The 24,522-nt window shown below is 70.9% G+C and carries 22 protein-coding genes; 19 read left to right on the forward strand and 3 right to left on the reverse strand.

Features of this window, described 5'->3' with window-relative positions; translation table 11 throughout:
* Positions 1 to 51: 51 nt before the first annotated feature.
* The 10 genes from ACWCWD_RS30015 (at position 52) to ACWCWD_RS30060 (ending at position 11,691) form a co-directional block, all read left to right on the forward strand.
* Positions 52 to 984 carry an ABC transporter permease gene (locus ACWCWD_RS30015; protein WP_390963509.1) on the forward strand — a complete coding sequence of 311 codons (933 nt, stop codon included), beginning with the start codon at positions 52 to 54 and terminating at the stop codon, positions 982 to 984.
* The gene (locus ACWCWD_RS30020) at positions 977 to 1,921 is read left to right on the forward strand and encodes an ABC transporter permease subunit (protein ID WP_450777593.1); all 945 of its coding nucleotides are present in this window, start codon (positions 977 to 979) and stop codon (positions 1,919 to 1,921) included. Before ACWCWD_RS30015 ends, ACWCWD_RS30020 begins: the two co-directional genes overlap by 8 nt.
* An 11-nt stretch (positions 1,922 to 1,932) precedes the next feature.
* A complete protein-coding gene (locus ACWCWD_RS30025; protein ID WP_450777595.1) occupies positions 1,933 to 2,991 on the forward strand; it encodes an ABC transporter ATP-binding protein in 1,059 nt (352 codons plus the stop codon).
* The gene (locus ACWCWD_RS30030) at positions 2,984 to 4,126 is read left to right on the forward strand and encodes an ABC transporter ATP-binding protein (RefSeq protein ID WP_450777597.1); all 1,143 of its coding nucleotides are present in this window, start codon (positions 2,984 to 2,986) and stop codon (positions 4,124 to 4,126) included. Before ACWCWD_RS30025 ends, ACWCWD_RS30030 begins: the two co-directional genes overlap by 8 nt.
* 188 nt (positions 4,127 to 4,314) lie before the next feature.
* A complete protein-coding gene (locus tag ACWCWD_RS30035; protein WP_450777599.1) occupies positions 4,315 to 5,949 on the forward strand; it encodes a peptide ABC transporter substrate-binding protein in 1,635 nt (544 codons plus the stop codon).
* A gap of 96 nt (positions 5,950 to 6,045) precedes the next feature.
* Complete coding sequence (locus ACWCWD_RS30040; protein WP_450777600.1) at positions 6,046 to 6,969, forward strand: ABC transporter permease; 924 nt, start codon at positions 6,046 to 6,048, stop codon at positions 6,967 to 6,969.
* Positions 6,962 to 7,942, forward strand: coding sequence for an ABC transporter permease (locus ACWCWD_RS30045; protein WP_450777602.1), 981 nt, complete (start codon positions 6,962 to 6,964; stop codon positions 7,940 to 7,942). Before ACWCWD_RS30040 ends, ACWCWD_RS30045 begins: the two co-directional genes overlap by 8 nt.
* A gap of 13 nt (positions 7,943 to 7,955) precedes the next feature.
* Positions 7,956 to 8,933 (forward strand): ABC transporter ATP-binding protein, encoded by a 978-nt coding sequence (locus ACWCWD_RS30050; RefSeq protein WP_450777603.1) that lies wholly within the window; start codon positions 7,956 to 7,958, stop codon positions 8,931 to 8,933.
* Positions 8,923 to 10,215, forward strand: a complete 1,293-nt coding sequence (locus ACWCWD_RS30055; RefSeq protein ID WP_450777605.1) for an ABC transporter ATP-binding protein — start codon at positions 8,923 to 8,925, stop codon at positions 10,213 to 10,215. The genes ACWCWD_RS30050 and ACWCWD_RS30055 overlap by 11 nt, the downstream gene beginning before the upstream one ends.
* 177 nt (positions 10,216 to 10,392) lie before the next feature.
* A complete protein-coding gene (locus ACWCWD_RS30060; RefSeq protein WP_450777606.1) occupies positions 10,393 to 11,691 on the forward strand; it encodes a hypothetical protein in 1,299 nt (432 codons plus the stop codon).
* Between the two features lie 18 nt (positions 11,692 to 11,709).
* Here ACWCWD_RS30060 and ACWCWD_RS30065 read toward each other — a convergent pair whose 3' ends face one another.
* Positions 11,710 to 13,839, reverse strand: coding sequence for a prolyl oligopeptidase family serine peptidase (locus ACWCWD_RS30065; protein WP_450777608.1), 2,130 nt, complete (start codon positions 13,837 to 13,839; stop codon positions 11,710 to 11,712).
* A 215-nt stretch (positions 13,840 to 14,054) separates the two neighbouring features.
* Here ACWCWD_RS30065 and ACWCWD_RS30070 point away from each other — a divergent pair, with 215 nt between their 5' ends.
* The 7 genes from ACWCWD_RS30070 (at position 14,055) to ACWCWD_RS30100 (ending at position 21,508) form a co-directional block, all read left to right on the forward strand.
* Positions 14,055 to 14,249, forward strand: a complete 195-nt coding sequence (locus ACWCWD_RS30070) for a hypothetical protein (RefSeq protein WP_266708674.1) — start codon at positions 14,055 to 14,057, stop codon at positions 14,247 to 14,249.
* Between the two features lie 172 nt (positions 14,250 to 14,421).
* A complete protein-coding gene (mshB, locus tag ACWCWD_RS30075) occupies positions 14,422 to 15,348 on the forward strand; it encodes an N-acetyl-1-D-myo-inositol-2-amino-2-deoxy-alpha-D-glucopyranoside deacetylase (RefSeq protein WP_450777610.1) in 927 nt (308 codons plus the stop codon).
* A complete protein-coding gene (locus ACWCWD_RS30080; RefSeq protein WP_450777612.1) occupies positions 15,345 to 15,815 on the forward strand; it encodes a DUF6113 family protein in 471 nt (156 codons plus the stop codon). Before mshB ends, ACWCWD_RS30080 begins: the two co-directional genes overlap by 4 nt.
* 175 nt (positions 15,816 to 15,990) lie before the next feature.
* On the forward strand, positions 15,991 to 18,222 hold the full coding sequence (locus ACWCWD_RS30085) for a hypothetical protein (protein WP_450777614.1): 2,232 nt from the start codon (positions 15,991 to 15,993) through the stop codon (positions 18,220 to 18,222).
* A 255-nt stretch (positions 18,223 to 18,477) separates the two neighbouring features.
* Positions 18,478 to 19,413 (forward strand): ABC transporter ATP-binding protein, encoded by a 936-nt coding sequence (locus ACWCWD_RS30090; RefSeq protein WP_450777616.1) that lies wholly within the window; start codon positions 18,478 to 18,480, stop codon positions 19,411 to 19,413.
* 128 nt (positions 19,414 to 19,541) lie between these two features.
* Positions 19,542 to 20,228 (forward strand): ABC transporter permease, encoded by a 687-nt coding sequence (locus ACWCWD_RS30095; protein ID WP_450777638.1) that lies wholly within the window; start codon positions 19,542 to 19,544, stop codon positions 20,226 to 20,228.
* Complete coding sequence (locus tag ACWCWD_RS30100; protein ID WP_450777618.1) at positions 20,225 to 21,508, forward strand: sensor histidine kinase; 1,284 nt, start codon at positions 20,225 to 20,227, stop codon at positions 21,506 to 21,508. The genes ACWCWD_RS30095 and ACWCWD_RS30100 overlap by 4 nt, the downstream gene beginning before the upstream one ends.
* A 27-nt stretch (positions 21,509 to 21,535) precedes the next feature.
* Here ACWCWD_RS30100 and ACWCWD_RS30105 read toward each other — a convergent pair whose 3' ends face one another.
* On the reverse strand, positions 21,536 to 22,294 hold the full coding sequence (locus ACWCWD_RS30105) for an HSP18 transcriptional regulator (RefSeq protein WP_450777620.1): 759 nt from the start codon (positions 22,292 to 22,294) through the stop codon (positions 21,536 to 21,538).
* Between the two features lie 124 nt (positions 22,295 to 22,418).
* Between ACWCWD_RS30105 and ACWCWD_RS30110 the strand changes: the two genes are divergently transcribed.
* Entirely contained in the window at positions 22,419 to 22,853 is a 435-nt protein-coding gene (locus ACWCWD_RS30110; RefSeq protein WP_450777622.1) for an Hsp20/alpha crystallin family protein, read from the forward strand.
* A gap of 153 nt (positions 22,854 to 23,006) precedes the next feature.
* Positions 23,007 to 23,450, forward strand: coding sequence for a DUF2267 domain-containing protein (locus tag ACWCWD_RS30115; protein WP_450777624.1), 444 nt, complete (start codon positions 23,007 to 23,009; stop codon positions 23,448 to 23,450).
* Positions 23,451 to 23,662: 212 nt separating this feature from the next.
* Here the strand turns inward: ACWCWD_RS30115 and ACWCWD_RS30120 are convergent.
* Positions 23,663 to 24,522 (reverse strand): transposase (locus tag ACWCWD_RS30120; RefSeq protein ID WP_450777626.1); only part of this gene is annotated, 860 nt, incomplete at its 5' end.

A 24,522-nucleotide genomic window follows, 5' to 3' on the forward strand; every position in this document is an offset into this window, starting at 1 on the left:
GTCGCACGGGAGGGCCCGTCGGCTGCCGCTGCCGATTTACATGGAGGCACGATGGGGCGCTATGTCGTACGGCGACTGCTCCAGATGATCCCGGTCTTCATCGGGACAACCCTGCTGATCTTCCTGATGGTCTACACGCTGCCCGGTGACCCCGTGCGCGGGCTCTTCGGGGACAAGGGCGCCGACCCGGCGACCCTCGCGGCGATGAGACACCAACTCGGGCTGGATCAGCCGATCCTGGTGCAGTACTGGGATTACATGAAGGGGATTCTCTTCCACTTCGACTTCGGCAACCAGATCGCGAGTGGACGGCCCGTCACCGACGTTCTCGGCGACGCGTTCCCGGTCACCCTGCGACTCGCCGGAATCGCCTTCGTGATCGAGATCGTCCTCGGCGTCGGACTCGGCATGATCGCCGGTCTGCGCGCGGGCAAGCTGACGGACAACATCGTCCTCATCGTCACGCTGCTGATCATCTCGATGCCCGTCTTCGTGATCGGCTTCCTCGTCAAGTCGGTGTTCGCGTTCCAGCTGGACTGGATCTCGCCCAACGTCTCCAACGACGCCACCTGGGGCGAGCTCTTCACACCGGGCATCGTGCTCGGATCGCTCTCGCTCGCCTACGTCGCCCGGCTCACCCGGACGACCATGGCGGAGAACCTGCGCGCCGACTACATGCGTACCGCGGTCGCCAAGGGTCTGCCCAAGCGCCGCATCGTGGGCGTGCACCTGATGCGCAACTCGCTGATCCCGGTCGTCACCTTCCTCGGCACGGACCTCGGCGCCCTGATGGGTGGCGCGGTCGTCACCGAAGGCCTGTTCAACGTGAAGGGGATCGGCGGCACCATCTTCGAGTCGATCGTCCGACGCGAGGGCACCACCCTCGTCGGACTGGTCACCATCCTGGTGCTCGTCTACCTCGTCATGAGCCTCATCGTCGACCTGCTGTACGCGGTCCTGGACCCGAGGATCCGGTATGCCTGACATGACCAAGACCGCGACCACCCCCGAGGACCCCACGTCCGCGGCCGAGCCCGTCGAGGCCGTCAAGACCGAGAAGGCGCGCAGCCTCTGGGGCGACGCCTGGATAGACCTGCGCCGCAACTGGTACTTCCTGATCTCGGCCGTCCTCATCCTGCTCCTGATCGTCATCACGGCGTTCCCGAGCTGGTTCACCGGCGCGTCGCCCACCACGGGCGACCTCGTGCACCACTTCCTCAGCAAGCCCGAACTGGGCAAGGTCGGTTCGGACGGCTGGCTGGGCTACGACGGCCAGGGCCGCAGTGTCTACGCGCGTGTCATCTACGGCACCCGCGCGTCGGTGATCGTGGGCGTCGGCGTGACGCTGCTGGTGACCGTGTTCGGCGGACTGATCGGCATGCTCGCCGGTTACTTCGGCGGCTGGATCGACGCGGTGCTCTCCGGATTCACCAACATCTTCCTGGGCGTGCCCTTCCTGCTCGGTTCGATGGTCGTCCTCCAGGCGTTCACCGAGCGCTCCACCCTGGTGGTCGTCATGGCGCTGGCCTTCCTCGGCTGGACCCAGATCGCCCGTGTGATGCGCGGGGCGGTGATCACCGTCAAGCAGGCCGACTTCGTCCAGGCGGCCAGGGCGCTGGGCGCCGGCACCAACCGGATCCTGTTCCGGCACATCCTGCCGAACGTCATGGCCCCGGTGATCGTCGTGGCGACCATCTCGCTCGGTGTCTACATCTCCGCCGAGGCGACCCTGTCCTACCTGGGCCTCGGCCTCGCCGCACCCACGGTCTCGTGGGGCATGGACATCTCCGACGGCGCGAGCCAGATCCGGGTGGCGCAGCACATCCTGCTGTACCCGTCGATCATGCTCAGCATCACCGTCCTGGCGTTCATCATGCTCGGCGAAGCCGTCCGTAACGCCCTCGACCCGAAGACGCGATAAGGAGGGCGCACGTGACCAGCATCGATCAACTCGTAGAAATCCCGGCCGCGCGCTCGGGGGACGACCACGTCGGCCCCCTGCTCGAAGTACGTGACCTGCACGTGGAGTTCCACACCCGGGACGGCGTGGCCAAGGCCGTCAACGGTGTCAACTACTCGGTGAACGCCGGGGAGACGCTCGCCGTGCTCGGTGAGTCGGGCTCGGGCAAGTCCGTGACCGCGCAGGCGATCATGGGCATCCTCGACATGCCGCCGGGCAAGATCCCGCAGGGTGAGATCCTCTTCCGCGGCCAGGACATGCTCAAGATGTCCAACGAGGAGCGTCGGCAGATCCGCGGCCGGAAGATCGCGATGATCTTCCAGGACGCGCTGTCCTCCCTCAACCCCGTGCTGAGCGTGGGGTACCAGCTCGGCGAGATGTTCCGCGTGCACCGGGGACTCTCGAAGAAGGAGGCGCGGGCCAAGTCCATCGAGCTGATGGACCAGGTCAAGATCCCGGCGGCCGCCGCGCGTGTCTCGGACTACCCGCACCAGTTCTCCGGCGGTATGCGCCAGCGCATCATGATCGCCATGGCGCTGGCCCTGGAGCCCGACCTGATCATCGCCGACGAGCCGACCACGGCTCTCGACGTGACGGTCCAGGCGCAGGTCATGGACCTGCTCTCGGAGCTCCAGAGCGAATACAACATGGGTCTCATCCTGATCACCCACGACCTCGGTGTGGTGGCGGACGTCGCCGACAAGATCGCCGTGATGTACGCGGGCCGGATCGTCGAGACCGCGCCGGTGCACGAGATCTACAAGGCGCCCGCGCACCCGTACACCAAGGGCCTCCTCCAGTCGATCCCACGGCTGGACCAGAAGGGCCAGGAGCTCTTCGCGATCAAGGGTCTGCCGCCGAACCTGCTCAACGTCCCCTCGGGCTGCGCGTTCAACCCGCGCTGCACGATGGCGCAGGACATCTGCCGTACCGAGATCCCGGTGCTGCACCAGGTGACCGACCGGGACGGTGCCGAGCAGGCGGGCCGCGGCAGCGCCTGCCACTTCTGGAAGGAGACGATCCATGGCTGACATCGAGAAGAAGTCCGTGGACGCCACCCCGAGCGTCACCCCGGTGGAGACGGTCGACGCGGCCACGGAGGCCGAGGCGGTCGCCGCCATCGACGCCCCGGTGGCGCAGGGCGAGCCGATCCTCCAGGTCCGCAACCTGGTCAAGCACTTCCCGCTGACCCAGGGCATCCTGTTCAAGAAGCAGGTCGGCGCGGTCAAGGCCGTGGACGGCGTCTCGTTCGACCTGTACGCGGGCGAGACCCTCGGCATCGTGGGCGAGTCCGGCTGTGGCAAGTCCACGGTCGCCAAGCTCCTGATGACGCTGGAGCGGGCCACGGCCGGCGAGGTCTTCTACAAGGGCCAGGACATCACCAAGCTGTCCGGCCGGGCGCTGAAGGCGGTCCGCCGGAACATCCAGATGGTGTTCCAGGACCCGTACACCTCGCTGAACCCGCGCATGACGGTCGGCGACATCATCGGCGAGACCTTCGAGATCCACCCCGAGGTGGCCCCGAAGGGCGACCGGCGCCGCAAGGTGCAGGAGCTGCTGGACGTCGTCGGCCTCAACCCGGAGTACATCAACCGGTACCCGCACCAGTTCTCCGGCGGCCAGCGCCAGCGCATCGGCATCGCCCGCGGCCTCGCGCTCAACCCGGAGATCATCATCTGCGACGAGCCGGTCTCCGCGCTCGACGTCTCGGTGCAGGCCCAGGTCATCAACCTGATGGGGAAGCTGCAGGACGAGTTCAACCTCTCCTACCTCTTCATCGCGCACGACCTGTCCATCGTCCGGCACATCTCCGACCGGGTCGGGGTCATGTACCTCGGCAAGATCGCCGAGATCGGCTCGGACGCGGAGATCTACGACCACCCGACGCACCCCTACACCCAGGCGCTGCTGTCGGCGGTCCCGGTCCCCGACCCGGAGGCCCGCGAGGGCCGCGAGCGGATCATCCTCTCCGGTGACGTCCCGTCGCCGGCGAACCCGCCGTCCGGATGCAGCTTCCGCACCCGGTGCTGGAAGGCGCAGGACAAGTGCGCCGCGGAGACCCCGCTGCTGGCGATCCCGGAGCGCTTCAAGTCCGTGGAGACCCCGGCGGCCCACGCTTCGGCGTGCCACTTCGCCGAGGAGAAGGACGTCGTTCACGCGGCCTGACCCTCAACACCCCGCACGGGCCCGTGCGCGCGGAACGCTCCGGCGTTCCCCGCGCACGGGCCCGTCGGCGTACCGGGTGCGTACGAAACGTTCCGGCACCGCCCCGTACGGGCGACGTGAACATGCGGCCGGGGTGCGCATGGGTTCCGATGGGCTGAGCTACCCATAGGACTCATAGGAGGCACTCCATGCGCGGAGCCACACACGTCAAGTGGGCCGCATGCGCGGTGGCCGTCGCCCTGGCCGCGACGGCCTGCGGCGGTGGCGGCGACAGCGGCAGCGGCGGCGGTGGCGCCGACGGGATCGTCAGTTCCTCCTGGGGCGACCCGCAGAACCCGCTGGAGCCCGCGAACACCAACGAGGTGCAGGGCGGCAAGGTCCTCGACATGCTCTTCCGGGGGCTCAAGCGGTACGACCCGAAGACCGGCGAGGCGAAGAACATGCTCGCCGACAAGATCGAGTCCAGCGACGCGACGAACTACACCATCACGGTCAAGGACGGCTGGACCTTCTCCAACGGCGAGAAGGTCACCGCGAAGTCCTTCGTCGACGCCTGGAACTACGGCGCCGCGCTGAAGAACAACCAGAAGAACGCCTACTTCTTCCAGTACATCGACGGCTACGAGAAGGTCCACCCCGAGAGCGGCTCCGCCTCGGCCGCCTCGCTCTCCGGTCTCAAGACCACCGGCGACCTGACCTTCACCGTGAAGCTGTCGCAGAAGTTCTCGCTCTGGCCCGACACCCTCGGTTACGCCGCCTTCTCGCCGCTGCCGCAGAGCTTCTTCGACGACCACGACGCCTGGCTCTCCAAGCCCGTCGGCAACGGCCCGTACACCATCGACAGTTACGCCAAGGGCTCGTCGATGAACCTGCGCCGCTGGGACGACTACCCCGGCGACGACAAGGCGGAGAACGGCGGCATCGACCTCAAGGTCTACACCGACAACAACACCGCCTACACCGACCTGACCGCGGGCAACCTCGACCTCGTCGACGACATCCCCGCCTCCCAGCTCACCAACGTCCAGTCCGACCTCGGCGACCGCTACATCAACACCCCGGCCGGCATCATCCAGACCCTCGCCTTCCCCTTCTACGACAAGGAGTGGGACACCGAGAACGGCCGCAAGGTCCGCCAGGGGCTGTCGATGGCGATCAACCGCCAGCAGATCACCGACCAGATCTTCCACCAGACCCGGACCCCCGCCTCCGACTGGACCTCGCCGGTCCTCGGCGAGGAGGGCGGCTTCAAGAAGGGCCTGTGCGGCAAGGAGTGCGAGTACAACGCCGACGAGGCGAAGAAGATGATCAACGACGCGGGCGGCATCCCGGGCGGCCAGCTGAAGATCTCGTACAACGCCGACACCGGCTCCCACAAGGAGTGGGTCGACGCCGTCTGCAACAGCATCAACAAGGCGCTGGACAACAACCGGGCCTGCGTCGGCGGCCCCGTCGGCACCTTCGCCGACTTCCGCAACCAGGTCTCCCAGCAGAAGCTGCACGGCGCCTGGCGCGCGGGCTGGCAGATGGACTACCCGCTCATCCAGAACTTCCTCCAGCCGCTCTACTACACCAACGCCTCGTCCAACGACGGCAAGTGGAGCAACCAGGAGTTCGACGACCTCGTCGACAAGGCCAACGCCGAGACCGACAAGGCCACCGCGGTGAAGACCTTCCAGGACTCCGAGCAGGTGCTCGTCGAGCAGATGCCGGTCATCCCGCTCTGGTACCAGAACGGCAGCGCCGGCTACTCCGACCGCGTCTCGAACGTCGCGCTGAACGTCTTCAGCGTCCCCGTCTACAACGAGATCAAGGTCAAGTGACCCGCTGAAGCCGGGTGGCCGGAGCGGAGCACCGCCCCGGTCGCCCGGCTTCCCCGTCCCGGCCCCCGCTTCCGCCCCGACCCCCCGGAGCCCCACATGGGACGTTATGTGATCCGGCGGCTGCTGCAGATGATCCCGGTCTTCTTCGGCACCACGCTGCTGATCTTCCTCATGGTGAACGTGATGGGCGACCCCATCGCGGGTCTCTGCGGCGACCGCCAGTGCGACCCCGCCACCGCCGCCCAGCTGCGCGCCGAGTTCGGCCTCGACAAGCCCGTCTGGCAGCAGTACCTGACGTACATGGGCAACGTCTTCACCGGCGACTTCGGCACCGCGTTCAACGGGCAGAAGGTCACCGAGCTGATGGCCACCGCCTTCCCCATCACCATCCGGCTCACCCTCGTCGCGATCTTCTTCGAGATCGTCATCGGCATCAGCCTCGGCGTCCTCACCGGTCTGAAGCGGGGCCGGCCCATCGACACCACCGTGCTGATCCTGACCCTGGTCGTCATCTCCATCCCGACCTTCGTCACCGGCCTGCTGCTCCAGCTGCTGCTCGGCGTGAAGTGGGGCATCATCAGCCCCTCGGTCTCCTCGGCCGCCCCGCTCGACGAACTGATCGTCCCCGGGCTCGTCCTCGCCTCGGTCTCGCTCGCGTACGTCGCCCGGCTCACCCGCTCCTCCATCGCCGAGAACACCCGCGCCGACTACGTACGCACCGCCACCGCCAAGGGGCTGCCCCGGCGCCGGGTGATCGTCCGCCACCTGCTGCGCAACTCGCTGATCCCGGTCATCACCTTCATCGGTACGGACGTGGGCGCCCTGATGGGCGGTGCCATCGTCACCGAGCGGATCTTCAACATCCACGGCGTCGGCTACCAGCTCTACCAGGGCATCCTGCGCCAGAACACCCAGACCGTCGTCGGGTTCGTCACCGTCCTGGTCCTCGTCTTCCTGGCGGCCAACCTGATCGTCGACCTCCTGTACGCCGTACTCGACCCGAGGATCCGCTATGCCTGAGCCCGAGCCGTATTCGCAGGACGGGGCGATCTCACCGGCGGGCGCCGGCGGGCCCATGGACCTCGCCCTGGAGGAGGGCGAGACCCTGGAGAAGCCGCCCGGCCACGACGGCGGAGGCCCCTCCGAGAAGCCCCGCAGCCTCTGGTCCGACGCCTGGCGCGACCTGCGGCGCAACCCGGTCTTCATCATCTCCGGCCTGGTCATCCTCTTCCTGGTGATCATCTCGATCTGGCCGTCGCTCATCGCCAGCGGCGACCCGCTCCAGGCCGACCTCGCCGACGCCCAGAAGGGCCGCGAACCCGGCCACCCCTTCGGCTTCGACGGGCAGGGCCGCGACGTCTACACCCGCGTCGTCTACGGCGCCCGCACCTCCGTCACCATCGGCGTCTGCGCCACCCTCGGCGTCGGCATCCTGGGCAGCATTCTCGGCGGACTCGCCGGGTTCTTCGGCGGCGGCTGGGACGCCGTGCTCTCCCGCATCACCGACGTCTTCTTCGGCATCCCGGTGGTCCTCGGCGGCCTGGTCTTCCTCTCCGTCGTCACCAGCTCCACCGTCTGGCCCGTCGTCGGCTTCATCGTCCTGCTCGGCTGGCCGCAGATCGCCCGCATCGCCCGCGGCTCCGTCATCACCGCCAAACAGAACGACTACGTCCAGGCGGCCCGCGCGCTGGGCGCCTCGAACTCGCGGATGCTGCTCCGCCACGTCGCCCCGAACGCCATCGCCCCCGTCATCGTCGTGGCGACCATCGCGCTCGGTACGTACATCTCCCTGGAGGCGACCCTCTCCTACCTCGGCGTCGGCCTGAAGGAACCCGCCGTCTCCTGGGGCATCGACATCTCCGCCGCGTCCAACTACATCCGCAACGCCCCGCACATGCTGCTCTGGCCCGCGGGAGCGCTGGCGGTCACCGTGCTGTCGTTCATCATGCTCGGCGACGCGGTGCGCGACGCCCTCGACCCCAAGCTGCGCTGAGGAGTCCGCTGCCATGCTGCTGGAAGTGCGCGATCTGCACGTGGAGTTCCACACCCGGGACGGCGTCGCCAAGGCCGTCAACGGCGTCAACTACTCGGTGGACGAGGGCGAGACGCTCGCCGTACTCGGCGAGTCCGGCTCGGGCAAGTCGGTCACCGCGCAGGCGATCATGGGCATCCTCGACATGCCGCCCGGGAAGATCAGCGGCGGCGAGGTCCTCTTCAAGGGCCGCGACCTGCTGAAGCTCAAGAAGGACGAGCGGCGCAGGATCAGGGGCCAGGAGATGGCCATGATCTTCCAGGACGCGCTCTCCTCCCTGAACCCCGTGCTGACCGTCGGCGACCAGCTCGGCGAGATGTTCCGGGTGCACCGGGGGATGTCCCGCAAGGAGTCCCGCCGGAAGTCGATCGAGCTGATGGACCGGGTCCGCATCCCGGCGGCCAAGGAGCGCATCGGCAACTACCCGCACCAGTTCTCCGGCGGTATGCGCCAGCGCATCATGATCGCCATGGCGATGGCGCTGGAACCCGCGCTGATCATCGCCGACGAACCCACCACCGCCCTCGACGTGACGGTCCAGGCGCAGGTCATGGAGCTGCTCGCGGAACTCCAGCAGGAGTACCGCATGGGCCTGATCCTCATCACCCACGACCTCGGTGTGGTCGCCGACGTCGCCGACAAGATCGCCGTGATGTACGCGGGCCGGATCGTCGAGACCGCTCCCGTGCACGAGATCTACAAGGCCCCCGCGCACCCGTACACCAAGGGCCTCCTCCAGTCGATCCCGCGCCTGGACCAGAAGGGCCAGGAGCTGTACGCGATCAAGGGGCTGCCCCCGAACCTGCTGCGCATCCCGCCCGGCTGCGCCTTCAACCCGCGCTGCCCGATGGCCCAGGACGTGTGCCGCACCGACGAGCCGCCGCTGTACGACGTGGCCGAACACCGCGCGAGCGCCTGCCACTTCTGGAAGGAGACGCTCGATGCACGCTGACCACTCCGGTGGCCGCCGGGAGGCGCGCGAGGAGGGCGAGATCGCCGCCACCCTGCTGTCCGAGGCGCGGCACAAGTCCGCGTGGGCCGAGGGCGAACCGATCCTCCAGGTCCGCGACCTCGCCAAGCACTACCCGCTCACCCAGGGCATCGTCTTCAAGAAGCAGGTCGGTGCCGTGAAGGCCGTCGACGGGGTCACCTTCGACCTCTCGGCCGGTGAGACGCTCGGCATCGTGGGGGAGTCCGGCTGCGGCAAGTCCACCGTCGCCAAGATGCTGGTCCACCTCGAACGCCCCACCGCCGGCGTCATCCGCTACAAGGGCGAGGACGTCACCAAGCTGTCCGGCCGGGCGCTGAAGGCGGTCCGCCGGAACATCCAGATGGTGTTCCAGGACCCGTACACCTCGCTCAACCCGCGCATGACGGTCGGCGACATCATCGGCGAGCCGTACGAGATCCACCCCGAGGTCGCCCCGAAGGGCAGCCGGCGGCAGCGGGTGCAGGACCTGCTGGACGTGGTGGGGCTGAACCCCGAGTACATCAACCGCTATCCGCACCAGTTCTCCGGCGGCCAGCGCCAGCGCATCGGCATCGCCCGCGGCCTCGCCCTCAACCCCGAGATCATCGTGGCCGACGAACCCGTCTCCGCCCTCGACGTCTCCGTCCAGGCGCAGGTCGTCAACCTGCTGGACCGCCTCCAGGCCGAGTTCAACCTCAGCTTCGTCTTCATCGCCCACGACCTCTCCATCGTCCGGCACATCTCGGACCGGGTCGGGGTGATGTACCTCGGCCGGATCGTCGAGATCGGCACCGAGGAGGAGATCTACGACCACCCGACGCACCCCTACACCCAGGCGCTGCTCTCCGCCGTCCCGGTGCCCGACCCGGAGGCCCGCGAGCACCGGGAGCGGATCATCCTGCACGGGGACGTGCCCTCGCCCGCCAACCCGCCCTCCGGCTGCCGCTTCCGCACCCGGTGCTGGAAGGCGCAGGAGCGGTGCGCGGTGGAGGAACCGCTGCTCGCCGTCCCGGAGGCGTTCACGGCGGCCCGGGGCCCGCTCCACCACGACTCCGCCTGCCACTTCGCGGAGGAGAAGCACGTGGTCGCGGTGGAGGACGAACGGGTGCTGCCGCCGGGGGCGGAGACGGGCCGGGGTACGGATACGGCTCCGGGCGCGGATGCGGGTACGGCTCCGGACTCGGGTGCGGCTCCGGCTCCGGACCCGGGTGCGGCTCCGGACCCGGGTACGGGCCAGGGGCCGGGCGACGGGGAACATCGTTAACAGCGAGGCAACTTGCCTGTCGCCACACCGATATACGAACGCCGCACCATGGACAGCGTACGGCCGTGCGGGTGCCGTGGACCGGCCGGGACGACTTCGTGTCGTACCGGCCGGTTACCCGTTTCCCGGCCCTCCGGCCCCCTTGTCGGGTGGTTCCGGGCGGTAGAGGATCCTCGCGTGACACTCACACGGGGAGCCCGCATCACGGGCACGGTTCTCAGCGCCGTGCTCGCTCTGATCAACGTCGGCTGGATCGTCCGGGACCTGCGGGTCCTCGGCGGACCCGGCCCCCTCTGGGACTTCTGGTCCGGGACGCCCGAGAGCTTCCCCACCGGAATCCCCACCACGACCGGCGGCACGCTGGTCCTCCTCCTCGTCCAGGTGGTCACCGCCTTCGTCGTGCCCCGCTCACCGGCCGCCGCCGGGGCGCTGGTCGCCACCGGCGTGACCACCCTGGTGCTGAGGCTCCCCGGTGTCTGGACCACCACCGCCTCGTGGATGGGTGCCTACTCCGACGAGCTCCGCCTGCGCGCGACGATCTGCACGGCCCTCGCCCTGGCGGCCGCGATCGCCATGATCGTGACCGCATCGGCCGGCCGGCGGCCCGCCGAGGAGGTGGGGCTCCCCGCGCCGAACCGGCCCACCGCGGGCGCCGGGGTCGTCGCCTTCCTCGCGCTCGGGACCGCCGGGCTGGTGGTGGTCGCCTGGGAGATCCGGCAGTTCTTCGTCTTCCCGGCCGAGTTCTACCCCGACTGGTACATCGGCGGGCGGGTGGCCGGCAGCACGCTCGTCGACCCGCCGGGCGGCTGGTCCACCGTGACCGTGGCGCTGCTCGCCCTGTTCGCCGCGGTCTCGGCGCTCGCGCGCGCCGCGCACTCCCGGCCGTTCGCCATGGTCGCCGCACCCTTCCTGCTGCTCTCCGGCGGACTGGGCATCGCCCGCGGCATCCGGCTGGACCTGTTCGGGGGGTTCTCCGACGTGGGGATGGAAGAGCAACTGACCACGGCCACCTGGGTGTTCCTCCCCCTCGCGGGGGTCGTCGCGCTCCTTGCGGCCGTCCGCCCGGGGCGGCCCGAGGCCGAGGGCGGACCGGGCCAGGGATGGGGGCCGGGCGCCCCGGGGTACGGCTACCCGCCCCTGGAGCCTCCCGGCCGGGCCCCCGGCTACGGCTACCCGTACCCGTCGTCGGCCCCGGGCTCCGGGTACCCGCAGGCCGGCTCCCCGTACGCGGGCGGTGCGGGGTACGGCTACCCGTCCGCCGGGCAGGGCGGGGGGTACGGCACCGGGCAGGGCTCCGGGCAGGAGTACGGACAGAACTACGGACAGAACTACGGACAGAACTACGGACAGGACTATGGGCAGGGCCCGACGGAGGGCCCGGCGGAGGGCTCCGGTGGCCCGGGTTTCGGTCCCCCGCCGCCCTCGTCGCCCCCTTCCTCCCCGCCGCCGCCCTCGTCGCCGCCGCGCGGCTGGTGAGCCCGGGGGCCCCGACGGTCAGCCCGCCGTGGGCAGGCCCAGGGAACGCCTGAGGAACTCCACCTGGAGCAGGAGCAGGTTCTCCGCGACCTGCTCCTGCGGGGTCATGTGCGTGACCCCGCTCAGCGGCAGCACCTCGTGCGGGCGTCCCGCCGCGAGCAGCGCGGAGGAGAGCCGCAGGGCGTGCGCGACCACCACGTTGTCGTCGGCCAGGCCGTGCACGATCATCATCGGCCGTACGGTGTCCGCCGGTTCGGACAGCCCGTCGTCGGTCACCAGCGAGTTGCGCGCGTACACCCCGGGCTGTTCGGCGGGGTCGCCGAGGTACCGCTCGGTGTAGTGGGTGTCGTAGAGCCGCCAGTCGGTCACCGGGGCGCCCACGACCGCCGCGTGGAACACGTCGGGGCGCCGCAGCACCGCGAGGCCCGAGAGGTAGCCGCCGTACGACCAGCCGCGCATCGCCACCTTCGACAGGTCCAGCGGGAAGCGCCCGGCCAGCGCGTGCAGGGCCTCGATCTGGTCGTCCAGGGTGAGCGCGAAATCGTCCCGTACGGCCTTCTCCCAGGCGGGGGAGCGGCCCGGGGCGCCCCGGCCGTCGGCCACGACCACCGCGAAGCCCTGGTCGGCGAACCACTGGGAGGTGAGGTGGGCGTTGTACGCGGCGACCACCCGGCGGCCGTGCGGGCCGCCGTACGGGTCCATCAGCACCGGAAGCGGACCGTCCGACTCCTGATAGCCGGTGGGCAGCAGGACGGCGCACGGAATGCGCCGTGCGCCCCCCTCGGTGAGGACCGGCCGGGCCCGCAGCACGGGTTCCTGGGCGTGGCTGGCCACTTCGGCGACCTGCTTGCCGTCCCGCAGCACGCGTACGGTCGCGCCGGGGCGTTCCAGGGAGGTGGAGAGCAGCACCGTCAGGGGGCCGGAGCGGACCGCCGAGTGGACGCCCACCCCTTCCGACATCCGTTCGACGCCCAGTTCGTTCACCCGGTACACATGGCTCTCGCCGGTCTCCGGTGCGGCGGCCTCCTCGCCCGCCACCGCCTGCACCAGGATGTCGGATTCGCCGATGTCCAGGACCGCCTGGAGGTGCAGCCGTGCCCCGGTCAGTGCCCGGTCGCCGACCTGGAGGACCCGCGCCCCGCCCTCGTCCGCGATCCGTACGAGCCGCCCGTCCGGCGTCCACGCGGGCACCCCACCGAAAAGATCAAGCCAAATCGGGTCCCCTTCGGCGTGCACGGTCCGGGTCGTCCCGGTCTCCGGGTCCACCGCCAGGTACAGCTGGGAGCGCTGGTCGCGGGCCTGCACCAGCAGCAGCGGCGCACCCGCCGACGACCAGTGGACCCGGGCCAGATACGGGTAGCGCGCCCGGTCCCACTCCACCTCGGTGCGCCCGCCCGCCAGGTCCATGAAGAAGAGCCGGACTCCGGCGTTCGGGGTGCCCGCCGCCGGGTAGGCGACCTCGGCCGGCCTGCGCTCCGGGTGCGCCGGATCCGCGATCCACCAACGCCGGACCGGGCTGTCGTCCGCCCGGGCCACCAGCAGCCGGTCCGACTCCGGCGACCACCAGAAGCCCCGGTGCCGGTCCATCTCCTCGGCCGCGACGAACTCCGCGAGCCCGTAGGTGAGGTGCTCCTCCTCCGGTTCGGCCACCGCCCGGTCGCCGGTCCCGTCCGCGCCGACCACCCGCAGCGCGCCCCGTACGACGTAGGCGACGTGCCGGCCGTCGGGGGAGGGGCGGGGGTCGATCACCGGTCCGGGGACGGGCAGCGCCCGTGCCGTACCGGCACGCAATTCGGCCACGTACACCGTGCCGGAGAGCGCGAAGGCGGCCAACTCCGCCTCGGCGTCCACCGCGTACCCGACGATGCCGGCGCCGCCCTCACGGGTGCGTTCGCGCCGGGCGCGCTCCTGCGGCGACAGCTCCTCCGTCGAACCGTCCAGCAGGGCCTCGGGGTCGGCGGCGACGCGTTCCTGGCCGGTGGAAGGGTCCAGCACCCAGAGCCGGTTGACCGGGTCCGTGCCCGAGGAGGAGCGCAGGAAGACCACCCGCGTCCCGTCAGGTGAGACGGAGAAGGCCCGGGGCGCACCTCGGGTGAATCGCTGGGTCCGTGCGTGCTGGCGGGGAAAAGACAGCTTCTGCGAGGTCATGGGCCGAAACCTAGCCGGAGGCCCGCCGTCCGTGCGCCCCCTTGTGCTGCCGTGACCCGGACAATGCCTTGGCACGGATAGTTATGATCCGTAGCGCTCGGTGGGTAGGAACCTGCTGGGCTCTTCGTTGCTGCCCGACTGCTGTCCGTTCAGACCCGATGTGTTTGATCTGTCCGATGTTTCCGTCGCGACCGTACTGATGGAGGTGAACCGCCGTGGCACTCTCGATTTCGGCGGTAGTGCTGCTGGCGATCGTCGTCTTCCTGCTGATCCGGAAATCCGGACTCAAGGGCGGACACGCGGCGATCTGCATGCTGCTCGGGTTCTATCTGGCGAGTTCTTCCATCGCCCCGACGATCGCGGACCTCACGTCGAACGTCGCGGGCATGATCGGCAGCATCAAGTTCTGACGGGCCGCCTCCGAACGGTCCGCCCAGGGGCTTGACCGCCCGGCGCGCGCACGAGGTACGAGGCCCCCGGCCACGGCCGGGGGCCTCGTACTTCGCGCCGTCGGGCTCCCCGGTCGTGTGAACCGAGGACGCCGACGCCCGGAGGGTGCGCCGGGCTCGTAGGGTGGTCCTCATGAAGGACCTTCCCGCCCGCCGTCTGCTGCTGGTGCACGCGCACCCCGACGACGAGTCGATCAACAACGGCGCCACCATGGCCAAGTACGCCTCCGAGGGCGCCCACGTCACGCTGGTGACCTGCACCCTGGGCGAGGAGGGCGAGGTCATCCCGCCGTCGCTGGCGCATCTCGCGGCCGACCGGGACGACACGCTGGGCCCGTACCGCGTGGGCGAACTCGCCGCCGCCATGAAGGAGCTGGGGGTCACCGACCACCGCTTCCTCGGCGCCCCGGGCCGGTACCGCGACTCCGGGATGATGGGCACCGAGCAGAACCACCGCCCCGGCGCGTTCTGGGACACCGCCGTGGACGACGCGGCGGCCGCGCTGGTGGACGTCGTCCGCGAGGTCCGCCCGCAGGTCCTGGTGACGTACGACCCCGACGGCGGATACGGCCACCCCGACCACATCCAGGCGCACCGGGTGGCGATGCGCGCGGCCGAACTCGCCGCCGACCCCGGGTACACCACCGGCTCCGGCGCCCCGGACGCGCCGCACGCCATCGCGAAGATCTACTGGAACCGGATGCCCCGCCCGGTCGCCGAGGAGGCGTTCGCCCGGCTCCGGGCCGAGGCGCCCGCGGTGTTCGGCCAGATCGCCGGGATCGACGAGGTGCCCGGGGTGACCGAGGAGTCCGTGATCACCACGGAGATCGAGGGCGGCCCGGCGCACGCGGCGGCGAAGGCGGCGGCCATGCGGGCCCACGCCACCCAGGTCACCGTGCACGAGCCCTGGTTCACCCTCTCCAACGACAAGGGCCAGCCCCTCTTCGCCACCGAGTACTACCAACTCGTCCACGGCGTACGGGGTGGTGACGGGGCCCGCGAGCGCGACCTCTTCGCCGGGCTGCCCGAGGCGGCCGCCGGTGCGGGGGCGCGGGCATGAGCGGCAAGAAGGACCGGGCGCGCGCCGAGGCCCGCGCCCCGCGCACCAACGCCCCGCCCCGGGCGCCGGAGCCCACCGGGATCGCCGCCCCGCTCAACCCCCGCCGGATCGGCGCCTACATCGGTCTCGCGGTTCTCGGGGCCCTGGTCTCGCTGGCCGGTTCGCTGGTCCAGGGGGCCTGGTTCCCCGGTGGTCTGCTGCTGGCGCTGGCCGGTGCGGCGGGTGTCTTCTACGGCGGGCGCGTCCTCACCCGTACGCAGCTCGGCGCCTTCGCGCCCGCCGTCGGCTGGCTGATCGCGGTGGTGGTGGCGCTCAACGGGCGCCCCGAGGGCGACTACTTCTTCGGGGGCGGTGACGAGATCAATCTGGCGCTCTTCGTCCTCGGAGGGATGGTGGTCGCTGTGATCTGTGCCACCATCGGCAAGGGGCCGGTTTCGGCCAACGGCCAGGAACGTTCAGGCCGGTGACCCGCCTTGAGCGGCAGCTCGGGGACGTCCATGTGTGTGAGGCGCCGGTGGAGGTTTGCACCGGCCGTGAAACGCCCGTGCGCGGCGGCCAGTATGGTGGTGCGCGCGCCGAGCCGTCCCCTGGCCTGCGGCATGGGGGAAGTACGGGCGGCGGAGCCAATCGGGAGAACCTGCTTTGAGTCGTGAAACTGACAGTTCGTCCTCCGGGCCCCAGGGGCGCGGTGGTGCCGCCTACCCCTCGGGCACGCCGCCGTACGGATCACGCCAGTACCCGTCGTTGCACCCGACGCAGGACGGCGTGGATCCCGCACCGGAGTCCGCCCAGGAATCCCCCCGGTCGTCACGGCCCGACGAGCCCAGGACCGAGACGACCCTGACGACGCGCATCCGGATCAACATCCCCGGTTCGCGGCCGATCCCGCCCGTCGTGATGCGTACGCCGATGGCGGAGGGCGACAGCGCCCCCGACCCCGACCCCGAGCGCACCGCCGTCACGCCGCTCCCGGGCGCGGGCACCCCCGCCCCCGGGCAGCAGGCCGGCGAGTCCGCGTCCGCCGCGGAGACGCGCGAGGGCGGCGACCCAGAGGGGACGCCGGCCGAGCCGCCCGCCAAGGAGAAGCCCACCAGCGACTGGTTCGCCCCGCGCAAGACCCCGGCCGCCAACTCCGTACTGGGCACCCCGGGCACGTCCACCGGCTCCGCCGGTGGTTCTTCCGGCGGTCCTTCCGGCGGAACCGTGCCCGGCCCGGCCGGAGCGGAGCCGCAGTCCGGCCCGCGTGACGGTTCGCCGTACTTCGACGGCCCGCAGAGCGGCCCGGGGAACGGCCCGCAGAACGGCTTCCCCGCCGCTCCTCCGGCCGGCCGGAGCGCCCTGGACAGCATCGACGCGGACCTGACCGACTCCGGCCGGCCGACGCCGAACCTCGGGGTACGTACCCCCGGCCCGGCCGGCTCCACGACCGGACCGGCGGCCGGCACCGCCAGCTTCCCGGCGCCCGGTGCCGGTGGGCCCGGTACGCCCGGTGCTCCCGGTGCCGGTAACCCCGGCTCCGGCGCGCCCGGCCTCGGAATCCCGGGCCTCGGCGTCCCGGGCCTCGGGAACCCCGTCCCCGGGAACCCCGCGGGCCAGGGCCGTCCCGGCCTCACGGTCCCGGGTGGCCTCGGCGCCCCGGGCGGTCCGGGTGCGCAGGGCGGTCCCGGTGACTCCGGTGTTCCGGGCTCAGCGCCCCGGCTCTCCGACGACACCGCGATCCTGACCCCGCAGGCCCCCGCGCCCGTCCCGGGCGGCGGACACGTCTCCGGTGACACGCTCACCGGCGGCATCCCCGTCGTGCCCGGCGGTCCGCGGCCGTTCCCGCCCCGCCCCGAGGGCGCGGACGGGCCGAACGCCGCACCGCAGGGGCCCTCGGGTCCCACCACTCCGCGTCCCGCCCCGCAGGCCGCCGCCGCGCCCGCCCGCAAGGGCCGGTCCAAGACGGTCCTGCTCGGCGTCGCGGTCGTCGTCCTGGCGGGTGTCGCGTACGGCGCGGGCCTGCTGATGAACCACTCCGAGGTCCCGAAGGGCACCACGGTGCTCGGCCTGGACATCGGCGGGGGCACCAGGACCGAGGCGGTGAGCAAGCTCGACGCCGAGTTCGGCAAGCGCGCCCAGGCGCCGCTGAAGCTCTCGGTCGACGGCAAGCAGACGGCACTCTCCCCGGAGAAGGCCGGCCTGGAGCTGGACAGCGAGGAGACCGTGCGCGAGGCGGCGGGCAGCGACTACAACCCCGTCTCCGTGATCACCTCGCTCTTCGGCGGGGCACGCCCGGCCGACCCGGTGATCCCGGTCGACGAGGAGAAGCTCGGCGCGGCGCTCAACGCCCTGTCGGGCGAGTCGGGGTCCGCGACGGACGGCACCATCAAGTTCGAGCCGAACAAGGCCGAGCCGGTTGCGGGCAAGCCGGGCAAGGGGATCGACGTCAACCAGTCGATCATCGCCGTACGGGACGCCTACCGCGCCCAGGTGCAGACGGGTACCTCCGCGGTCGTGGAGCTGCCGGTCGTCACCCAGCAGCCCACCATCACCCAGGCCGAACTCGACCGGGCGATGAAGGAGTTCGCGGAGCCCGCCATGTCCGACCTGATCACCATCCAGGCCGGTGGCAAGGAGATCCAGTTCGGCCCGGCGCGCTCCCTGCCGCAGATCCTGTCGATGAAGGCGATCGACGGCAAGCTGGTGCCGTACTACGACAAGAAGGCGATCGAGACCCTCTGCGACGGTGTCTTCGACGGCGTCATGGCGGTCAAGGCCGACGGCAAGCAGCACCCGATCGGCGCCGACGACGTGGCCAAGGCCATGCAGACGGCGCTGCTCGGCAAGACCACCGCTGAGCGCACCGTCACGATCGACCTCACCGGCGAGGGCTGACCGGGCCCGCCCGAAGCGTTGCCGCACACCGCCCCGTCCGGGTCCTCCGGTCGGGGCGGTGGCGTACGTACGGGGGCGGGGCGACGACCGTGCGGGGGCGTACGTACGGGGCGGGGGAGTGGCCGTGCGGGGGCGTGCGGGGCGGTCCTCCGGGTGGCCCGGTCGTCCGGTCACCCGCCCGGTATGACAGATGTCATCGCCGATCACAGCCCCCCGTCCCTGCCGCGCGTACTTCCCATCGGCGAGGCTGTACGCATGACAACGACAGCCCCCGGAGTGACCGCCGCAGCCACGGCCGTGGTCAGCTTCGACCAGGTCAGCAAGGCGTACGGCGATGTGCGCGCGGTCGACGGGCTCCGCCTCGAACTGCACCCCGGCGAGACCGTGGCGCTGCTCGGCCCCAACGGTGCCGGGAAGTCCTCCACGCTCGATCTGCTGCTCGGTCTGCGCAACGCGGACAGCGGCACGGTCCGGATCTTCGGCACCACCCCGCATGAGGCCATCGCCGCCGGGCGGGTCGGCGCGATGCTGCAGAGCGGCGGGCTGATGGAGGACGTCACCGTCGAGGAGATCGTCCGGCTCGCGTGCAGCCTCCACCCGCGCGCCTACCCGGTCGGCGAGGTGCTGGCCCGCGCGGGGATCGCGTCGATCGCCGGCCGCATGGTCAACAAGCTCTCCGGCGGCCAGGAGCAGCGGGTGCGGTTCGCGCTCGCCACCGCCGGGGCGAACGACCTGATCGTGCTGGACGAGCCGACCACCGGCATGGACGTCACCGCCCGCCAGGCGTTCTGGGCGACCATGCGGGAGCAGGCGGACCAGGGCCGTACCGTCCTGTTCGCCACCCACTACCTCGAAGAGGCCGACGCCATCGCCGACCGCGTCCTCGTCCTCCACAAGGGCCGGCTGCTCGCCGACGGCACCGCCGCCGAGATCAAGGCCATGGCGGGTGTCCGCCGGATCTCGTTCGAGCTGGAGGGGCCGATCGACGAGACGGCCCTGCGGGCCCTGCCGTTCCTCTCGGCGCTCGACATCAGCGGCGACCGGGTCCGTATCCAGTCGCAGAACGCCGACGCGACCGTCCACGCGATCTACGGCCTCGGCCTGTACCCGCGCGCACTCGAAGTAGCCGGACTCGGCCTGGAACAGGCCTTCGTCGCCATCACCGAGGCCGAGGAGGCCCGAACCGCATGACGAACACCACCAGCGCGACGACTGTCCTGGGCGGGAAGACCGCCGCGCGCACGAAGAGCCGGACGAACCTCTTCTCCGGGGTGCTGATCCGGCTCGAAGTGACCCGCACCCTGCGGAACAAGAAGTTCATGTTCTTCTCGGTCCTCTACCCGTCGGTGATCTACCTGGCGGTCTCCAGCACCCAGAACACCACCGACACGGTCCCCGGCACCCACCTGACCCTGCAGGCCTTCTTCATGGTCGCCATGGGCTCCTTCGGCGCGCTGACCGCCGTTCTCATGGGCAACAGCGAACGCATCGCCAAGGAACGGGAGAAGGGCTGGGTGCGCCAGCTCCGCCTGACCGCGCTGCCCGGTCACGCCTACGTCCTCGGGAAGATCGCCAGTGCCGCGATCGTCACCCTGCCCTGCATCGTCGTCGTGTTCGTGGTCGCCGCCGCCGTCAAGGGCGTACGGCTGGAGGCCTGGCAGTGGTTCGCGCTGACCGGGGTCATCTGGGCCGGGTCGCTCGTGTTCGCCGCCCTCGGGGTGGCCATCGGCTACGTGGCCAGCGGTGACGCGGTCCGCCCGATCACGATGATCATCTACTTCGGGCTGTCGATCCTCGGCGGCCTGTGGATGCCCGCCTCCACCTTCCCGCAGTGGCTCCAGAACATCGCCCAGTGGCTGCCCACCCACGCGTACGCTGCTCTCGGCCAGGCCATCGAGACCGGTGGCGCCCCGCACGCCAAGGACGTCATGCTGCTCCTCGCGTACTTCGTGGTCTTCGCGGGCAGCGCGGCCTGGCTGTACCGGAAGGACACCCTGAAGGCGTGAGCGACGACGTCACGGCGGTGGGTATCGGGCGCCCCCCGGTCACCCGCCGCCAGATCGCGATGAAGCTGCTCTGGATCTGCGTCTGGCTCGCGTTCATGAGCGCGCCGGTGAAGGACCTCGGCGACGGCGGCCACACCGGATGGGCGATCCTGCTCGGCTCCCTCGGACTGGCCTCGTTCCTCGGCGTCTACCTCCGCCTGGTCTTCCGCTACACCTCCCGGTCCCCGTATCCGGCCCCGCTGGCGGGGGCCCTCACCGTGCCCGTGACGCTGACCGTGCTGACCGTGCTGGCCACCGTCCTCAGCCTGACGCTCGGGCTCCCGTGGCTGGTGCTCTTCGTCTACGTCAGCGTCTCGGTCGGCGCCACCCTCTCCCTGCGGACCGCCGCCTGGCTGATTCCGGCCCTGACCGCACTCATGTCGGGGCTCGGACTGGCCATCGGCGGAGACGGGGCACGGGCCCTGGTCGTCGCCCTGATCCCGCCCGCCCTGCTGGTCGGCTTCGCGATGACCGGCGTACGGCAACTGGTCCGCACGACGGTCGAACTGCGCGAGGCCCGCGCCACGGTCGCCCAACTCGCGGCCAACGAGGAGAGGTTGCGCCTCGCCCGGGATCTGCACGACCTGCTCGGCCACTCGCTCTCGCTGATCACCCTGAAGAGCGAGCTGGCCGGGCGGATGCTCCCCGGCCACCCCGAACAGGCCGCCCTCCAGGTCGCCGACATCGAGCAGGTCAGCCGCCAGGCCCTGGCGGACGTACGCGACGCCGTCACCGGCTACCGCCGCCTCACGCTCCCCGGCGAACTGGCGGGAGCCCGTACGGCGTTGGCGGCGGCGGGCGTCACCGCGGCCGTCCCCGCCGACGTCCCCGACGGCGCCCCGGTCCCGGACGGGCTGCCCGCGGCCTCCGAAGAGGCCCTCGCCTGGGGGCTGCGGGAAGCCGTCACCAACGTCGTACGCCACAGCGGGGCCAAGACCTGCACGGTCACCCTCGCCCCCCGGCAGACCCTGGCCGGCCGGTTCCTCGAACTCACCGTCGTGGACGACGGACGGGGCGGGGCGGGCCTCACGTCAGGTATCGCCTCGGGTATCGGCTCCGGTATCGCGTCCGCCGCCGACACCGGCATCACCCCCGGCAACGGCCTCACCGGCCTGCGCGAACGCCTCGCCGCCGTGGACGGCACCCTCGTCGCCGGTCCTGCCGGTCCCGCCGCCACCGGCCGGGGCTTCCGACTCGTCCTCAGGGTCCCGCTGGACGCGACCGGTCCGACCGCGATCTGACCGCGCTCCGACCGAGAACCGGTCGCGTCACGTCGCCCGGTCCTCGCGGCTGTTCCGGCGGAGCTGGTCGGCGTGGCGGGTCATGGCATCGACGCTGTCCGCCAGGTCCGCGTCGCGCTCTCGCAGGTGAGGGCCCGTGTCGGTCAGCGGGCGGACGAGGCGGGCGGCGTCGTTCTCGGCGAGGGCGCGGTTCAGGTTGCCGACGGCGGCCGTGGCCCCTTCGGGCAGGCCGGTGAGCGCGGTGACCCGCCCAGCGAGCCTGCGCAGGTCGGCCGCGTTGTCGCGGGCCCAGCTGTTGACCGAGCGGTCGGCGGCGCGGTCGTCGCGGGTGGCCCGCACCCGCTGTTCCCCGGTACTTCCCGCGGTGCCGGGGCGGTTGCGCAGGTAGCGGCGCTCGGCGGCCTGCCGGCTCGCCACGCCGAGCGGTCCCGCGAGGTCGGCCCAGCTCGCCCCCCGGTCGCGTGCGGTCTCGATCAATCCGGTCTCCCAGCCCGCGAGTTGCTCCCGGATCTCGCGCAGCATCAGCAGCGCCGCGAGCGCGGGGTGCGGGCCGGATTCGGTGTTCGCCGCCGGTTCGGCTTCTGGGCCTGCCTCCTCAGCGTGTCCCAGGGCGGACGGCGGCGGGCCGGGGAAGGGCGGAGCGGCGGAGGGGCGCCGCGCGTCCCTGACCGCCTGGTCGATGGCGTGCAGCGCCGTGGCGGCGGCCAGGAACGTGACGGCCTGCTCGGGGGGCGTGGGCGGGGGCGGGTCGGGTTCGGCGGTCTCGGGTTCGGCGGTCTCGTTCATGGCGTCTCCCGTTGTCATCGTATGGATGACGCTGTGCTTGTCATCGTTTCGATGACATGTTACAACGGATGCACGAGGAAGCGCATTGGCAGTCTCTGCCTGAGCCAACTGGAGGTGTTTCGCAATGTTGATGCGCACTGACCCCTTCCGCGAGATGGACCGCATCGTCCAGCAGCTGTCCGGCGCCTCGGGCACCTGGTCGAAGCCGTCCGTGATGCCGATGGACGCCTACCGGCAGGGCGACGAGTACGTGATCGCCCTGGACCTCCCCGGCGTGACCCCCGAGGCGATCGATGTCGACGTCGAGCGGAACATGCTGACCGTGAAGGCCGAACGTCGGCCCACCGAGCACTCCGACGGTGTGCAGATGGAACTCTCCGAGCGGCCCCTCGGCGTGTTCTCGCGGCAGATCATGCTGGCCGACACCCTCGACACCGAGCACATCGAGGCGGACTACGACGCGGGTGTCCTGACCCTGCGCATCCCGATCGCCGAACGCGCCAAGCCGCGGAAGATCGCCGTCGGTGACCGGCCCGGACAGCGGCAGATCTCCGGCTGACCGACCGCCCGGCCCAAAACCCGTTCCGTGCTTCAGCGGCGGAGGGCGGGCAACGCCCACTCCCGGCGTCCCGCCCTCCGCGCCCCGCCGCATGCCGGGTCCCTGTCCTGTTCCCGGCTGCCCACCCCCGAAGAGAAAGGCAACCGAGCTCCCATGCACGACCAGCTTCGCGCGAATACGTCCCTCGCGGCCATGACGTACGAGCAGATGCTGGAGCGGGTGCGCTACGAAGGCGCCTATCCCACACGCGCCCGCGCCGAGGAATCCGTCCACGCCGTCCTCGCCGCCCTCGGGCGCCAGCTCACCGGTGACGAGCGCGTCGACCTCGCGCAGTCCCTGCCCGTCGAGGCGGCCCTTCCGCTGACCGCCCAGATCCCCAGCCTGGAACGGCTCTCCGGCTGGGGCTTCGTGAAGGACCTGGCCTCCCGTACGGGGGGCGCCGCGGCCACCGCACGCTGGGACACCGGTGCCGTGCTCAAGATCGTCGCTGAACTCGCGGGCCCCGATCTCCTCGCCCGCATTCTGCGCCAACTCCCGGACGGCTACGCCCTGCTCTTCGGCCAGGTCGAATTGCGCAGGCCGCAGCCGGTCACGTGACCGGGGCTCCCGGCGCATCCCACGTAAAGCGTGTTGCGAGAGTCCCGCCTGTCCGGCGACGCCCGGCACGCACGCTCGCCGCGTTGTCGGGTTCACCCCGATACATCCAGTATCGGGGTGACCCTCCGCCTTGCGATCGCACGCACCGGACGCCGCCGGACCCGCCCTCCGGGCGGACGGCGCTACTTTCGCAACGCGCTTTAGCTTGTTCTTTATCTACCAAGATCTTTCGGGCTTGCGGATGGCCTTGAGCTCTCGGGTCGTTTGACGGTTTTGCCGACGTCGTAGCGGGGTGCCCGGTGCTTGTTCTTGGCGCCGAGTGGTCGTCCGGGGCCGGTGCCTCGGGGTTTGGGAACGCGGGTCGGGCAGGCGAGGTGGGCGCGGATGTTCCTGAACCCTCGGCGGACCCGGGCGGGTGTGAGTCGGTCGGGGGTGGAGGGTTTCTCCCAGGGTCGGCGGAGGTCCTCGGCGAGGGGGCGGGCGAGCCGGAGCTGGGTGTGCGCGACGACGAGGATCCAGGTCCAGCGGTCCGCCGCGTCGGGAGTACGGAGCTTCGGGGTGGTCCAGCCGAGGGTCTGCTTCGCGAAGCGGAAGGTGTGCTCCAGATCGAAGCGGCGGAGGTATGCCTGCCAGGAACGGTCCACGTCGTCGGGGGTGGCGCCTGTTCTGGAGGACCACAGCCATACCGGTGGGGCGTCCCGGTCCTTCGACAGGTGCTCGACCTTCAACCGCACCAACGTCCCTTCGATCACGGGTAGTTCGCCGTCGTGGTGGACCCAGGAGGAGCGGTGAGTGAGCCTGGGGTGGACCCGGTCCCACGCCTGGGCCCGGGCCTTGCCGTAGTTGGTGGTGTCGGTGACCGTGGTGATCACGGGCTCGGGCCAGGTCTCCGGCTTGGTGAATCGGAACTCGGGGCCGTGCTTGGGCGGTCGGCCGCTGACGCCGTGCGTCCTCGGTGGTTTCGGCGGACGCATCACGCGGTCGGAACGGAGCCGGCCGACCAGCTCGACGGGCAGGTCTCGCAGGACCCAGGCCAGGCGTGTGACGTCGTAACCGGCGTCACTCACGATCA

The sequence above is a fragment of the Streptomyces sp. NPDC001493 genome, assembly GCF_053597235.1.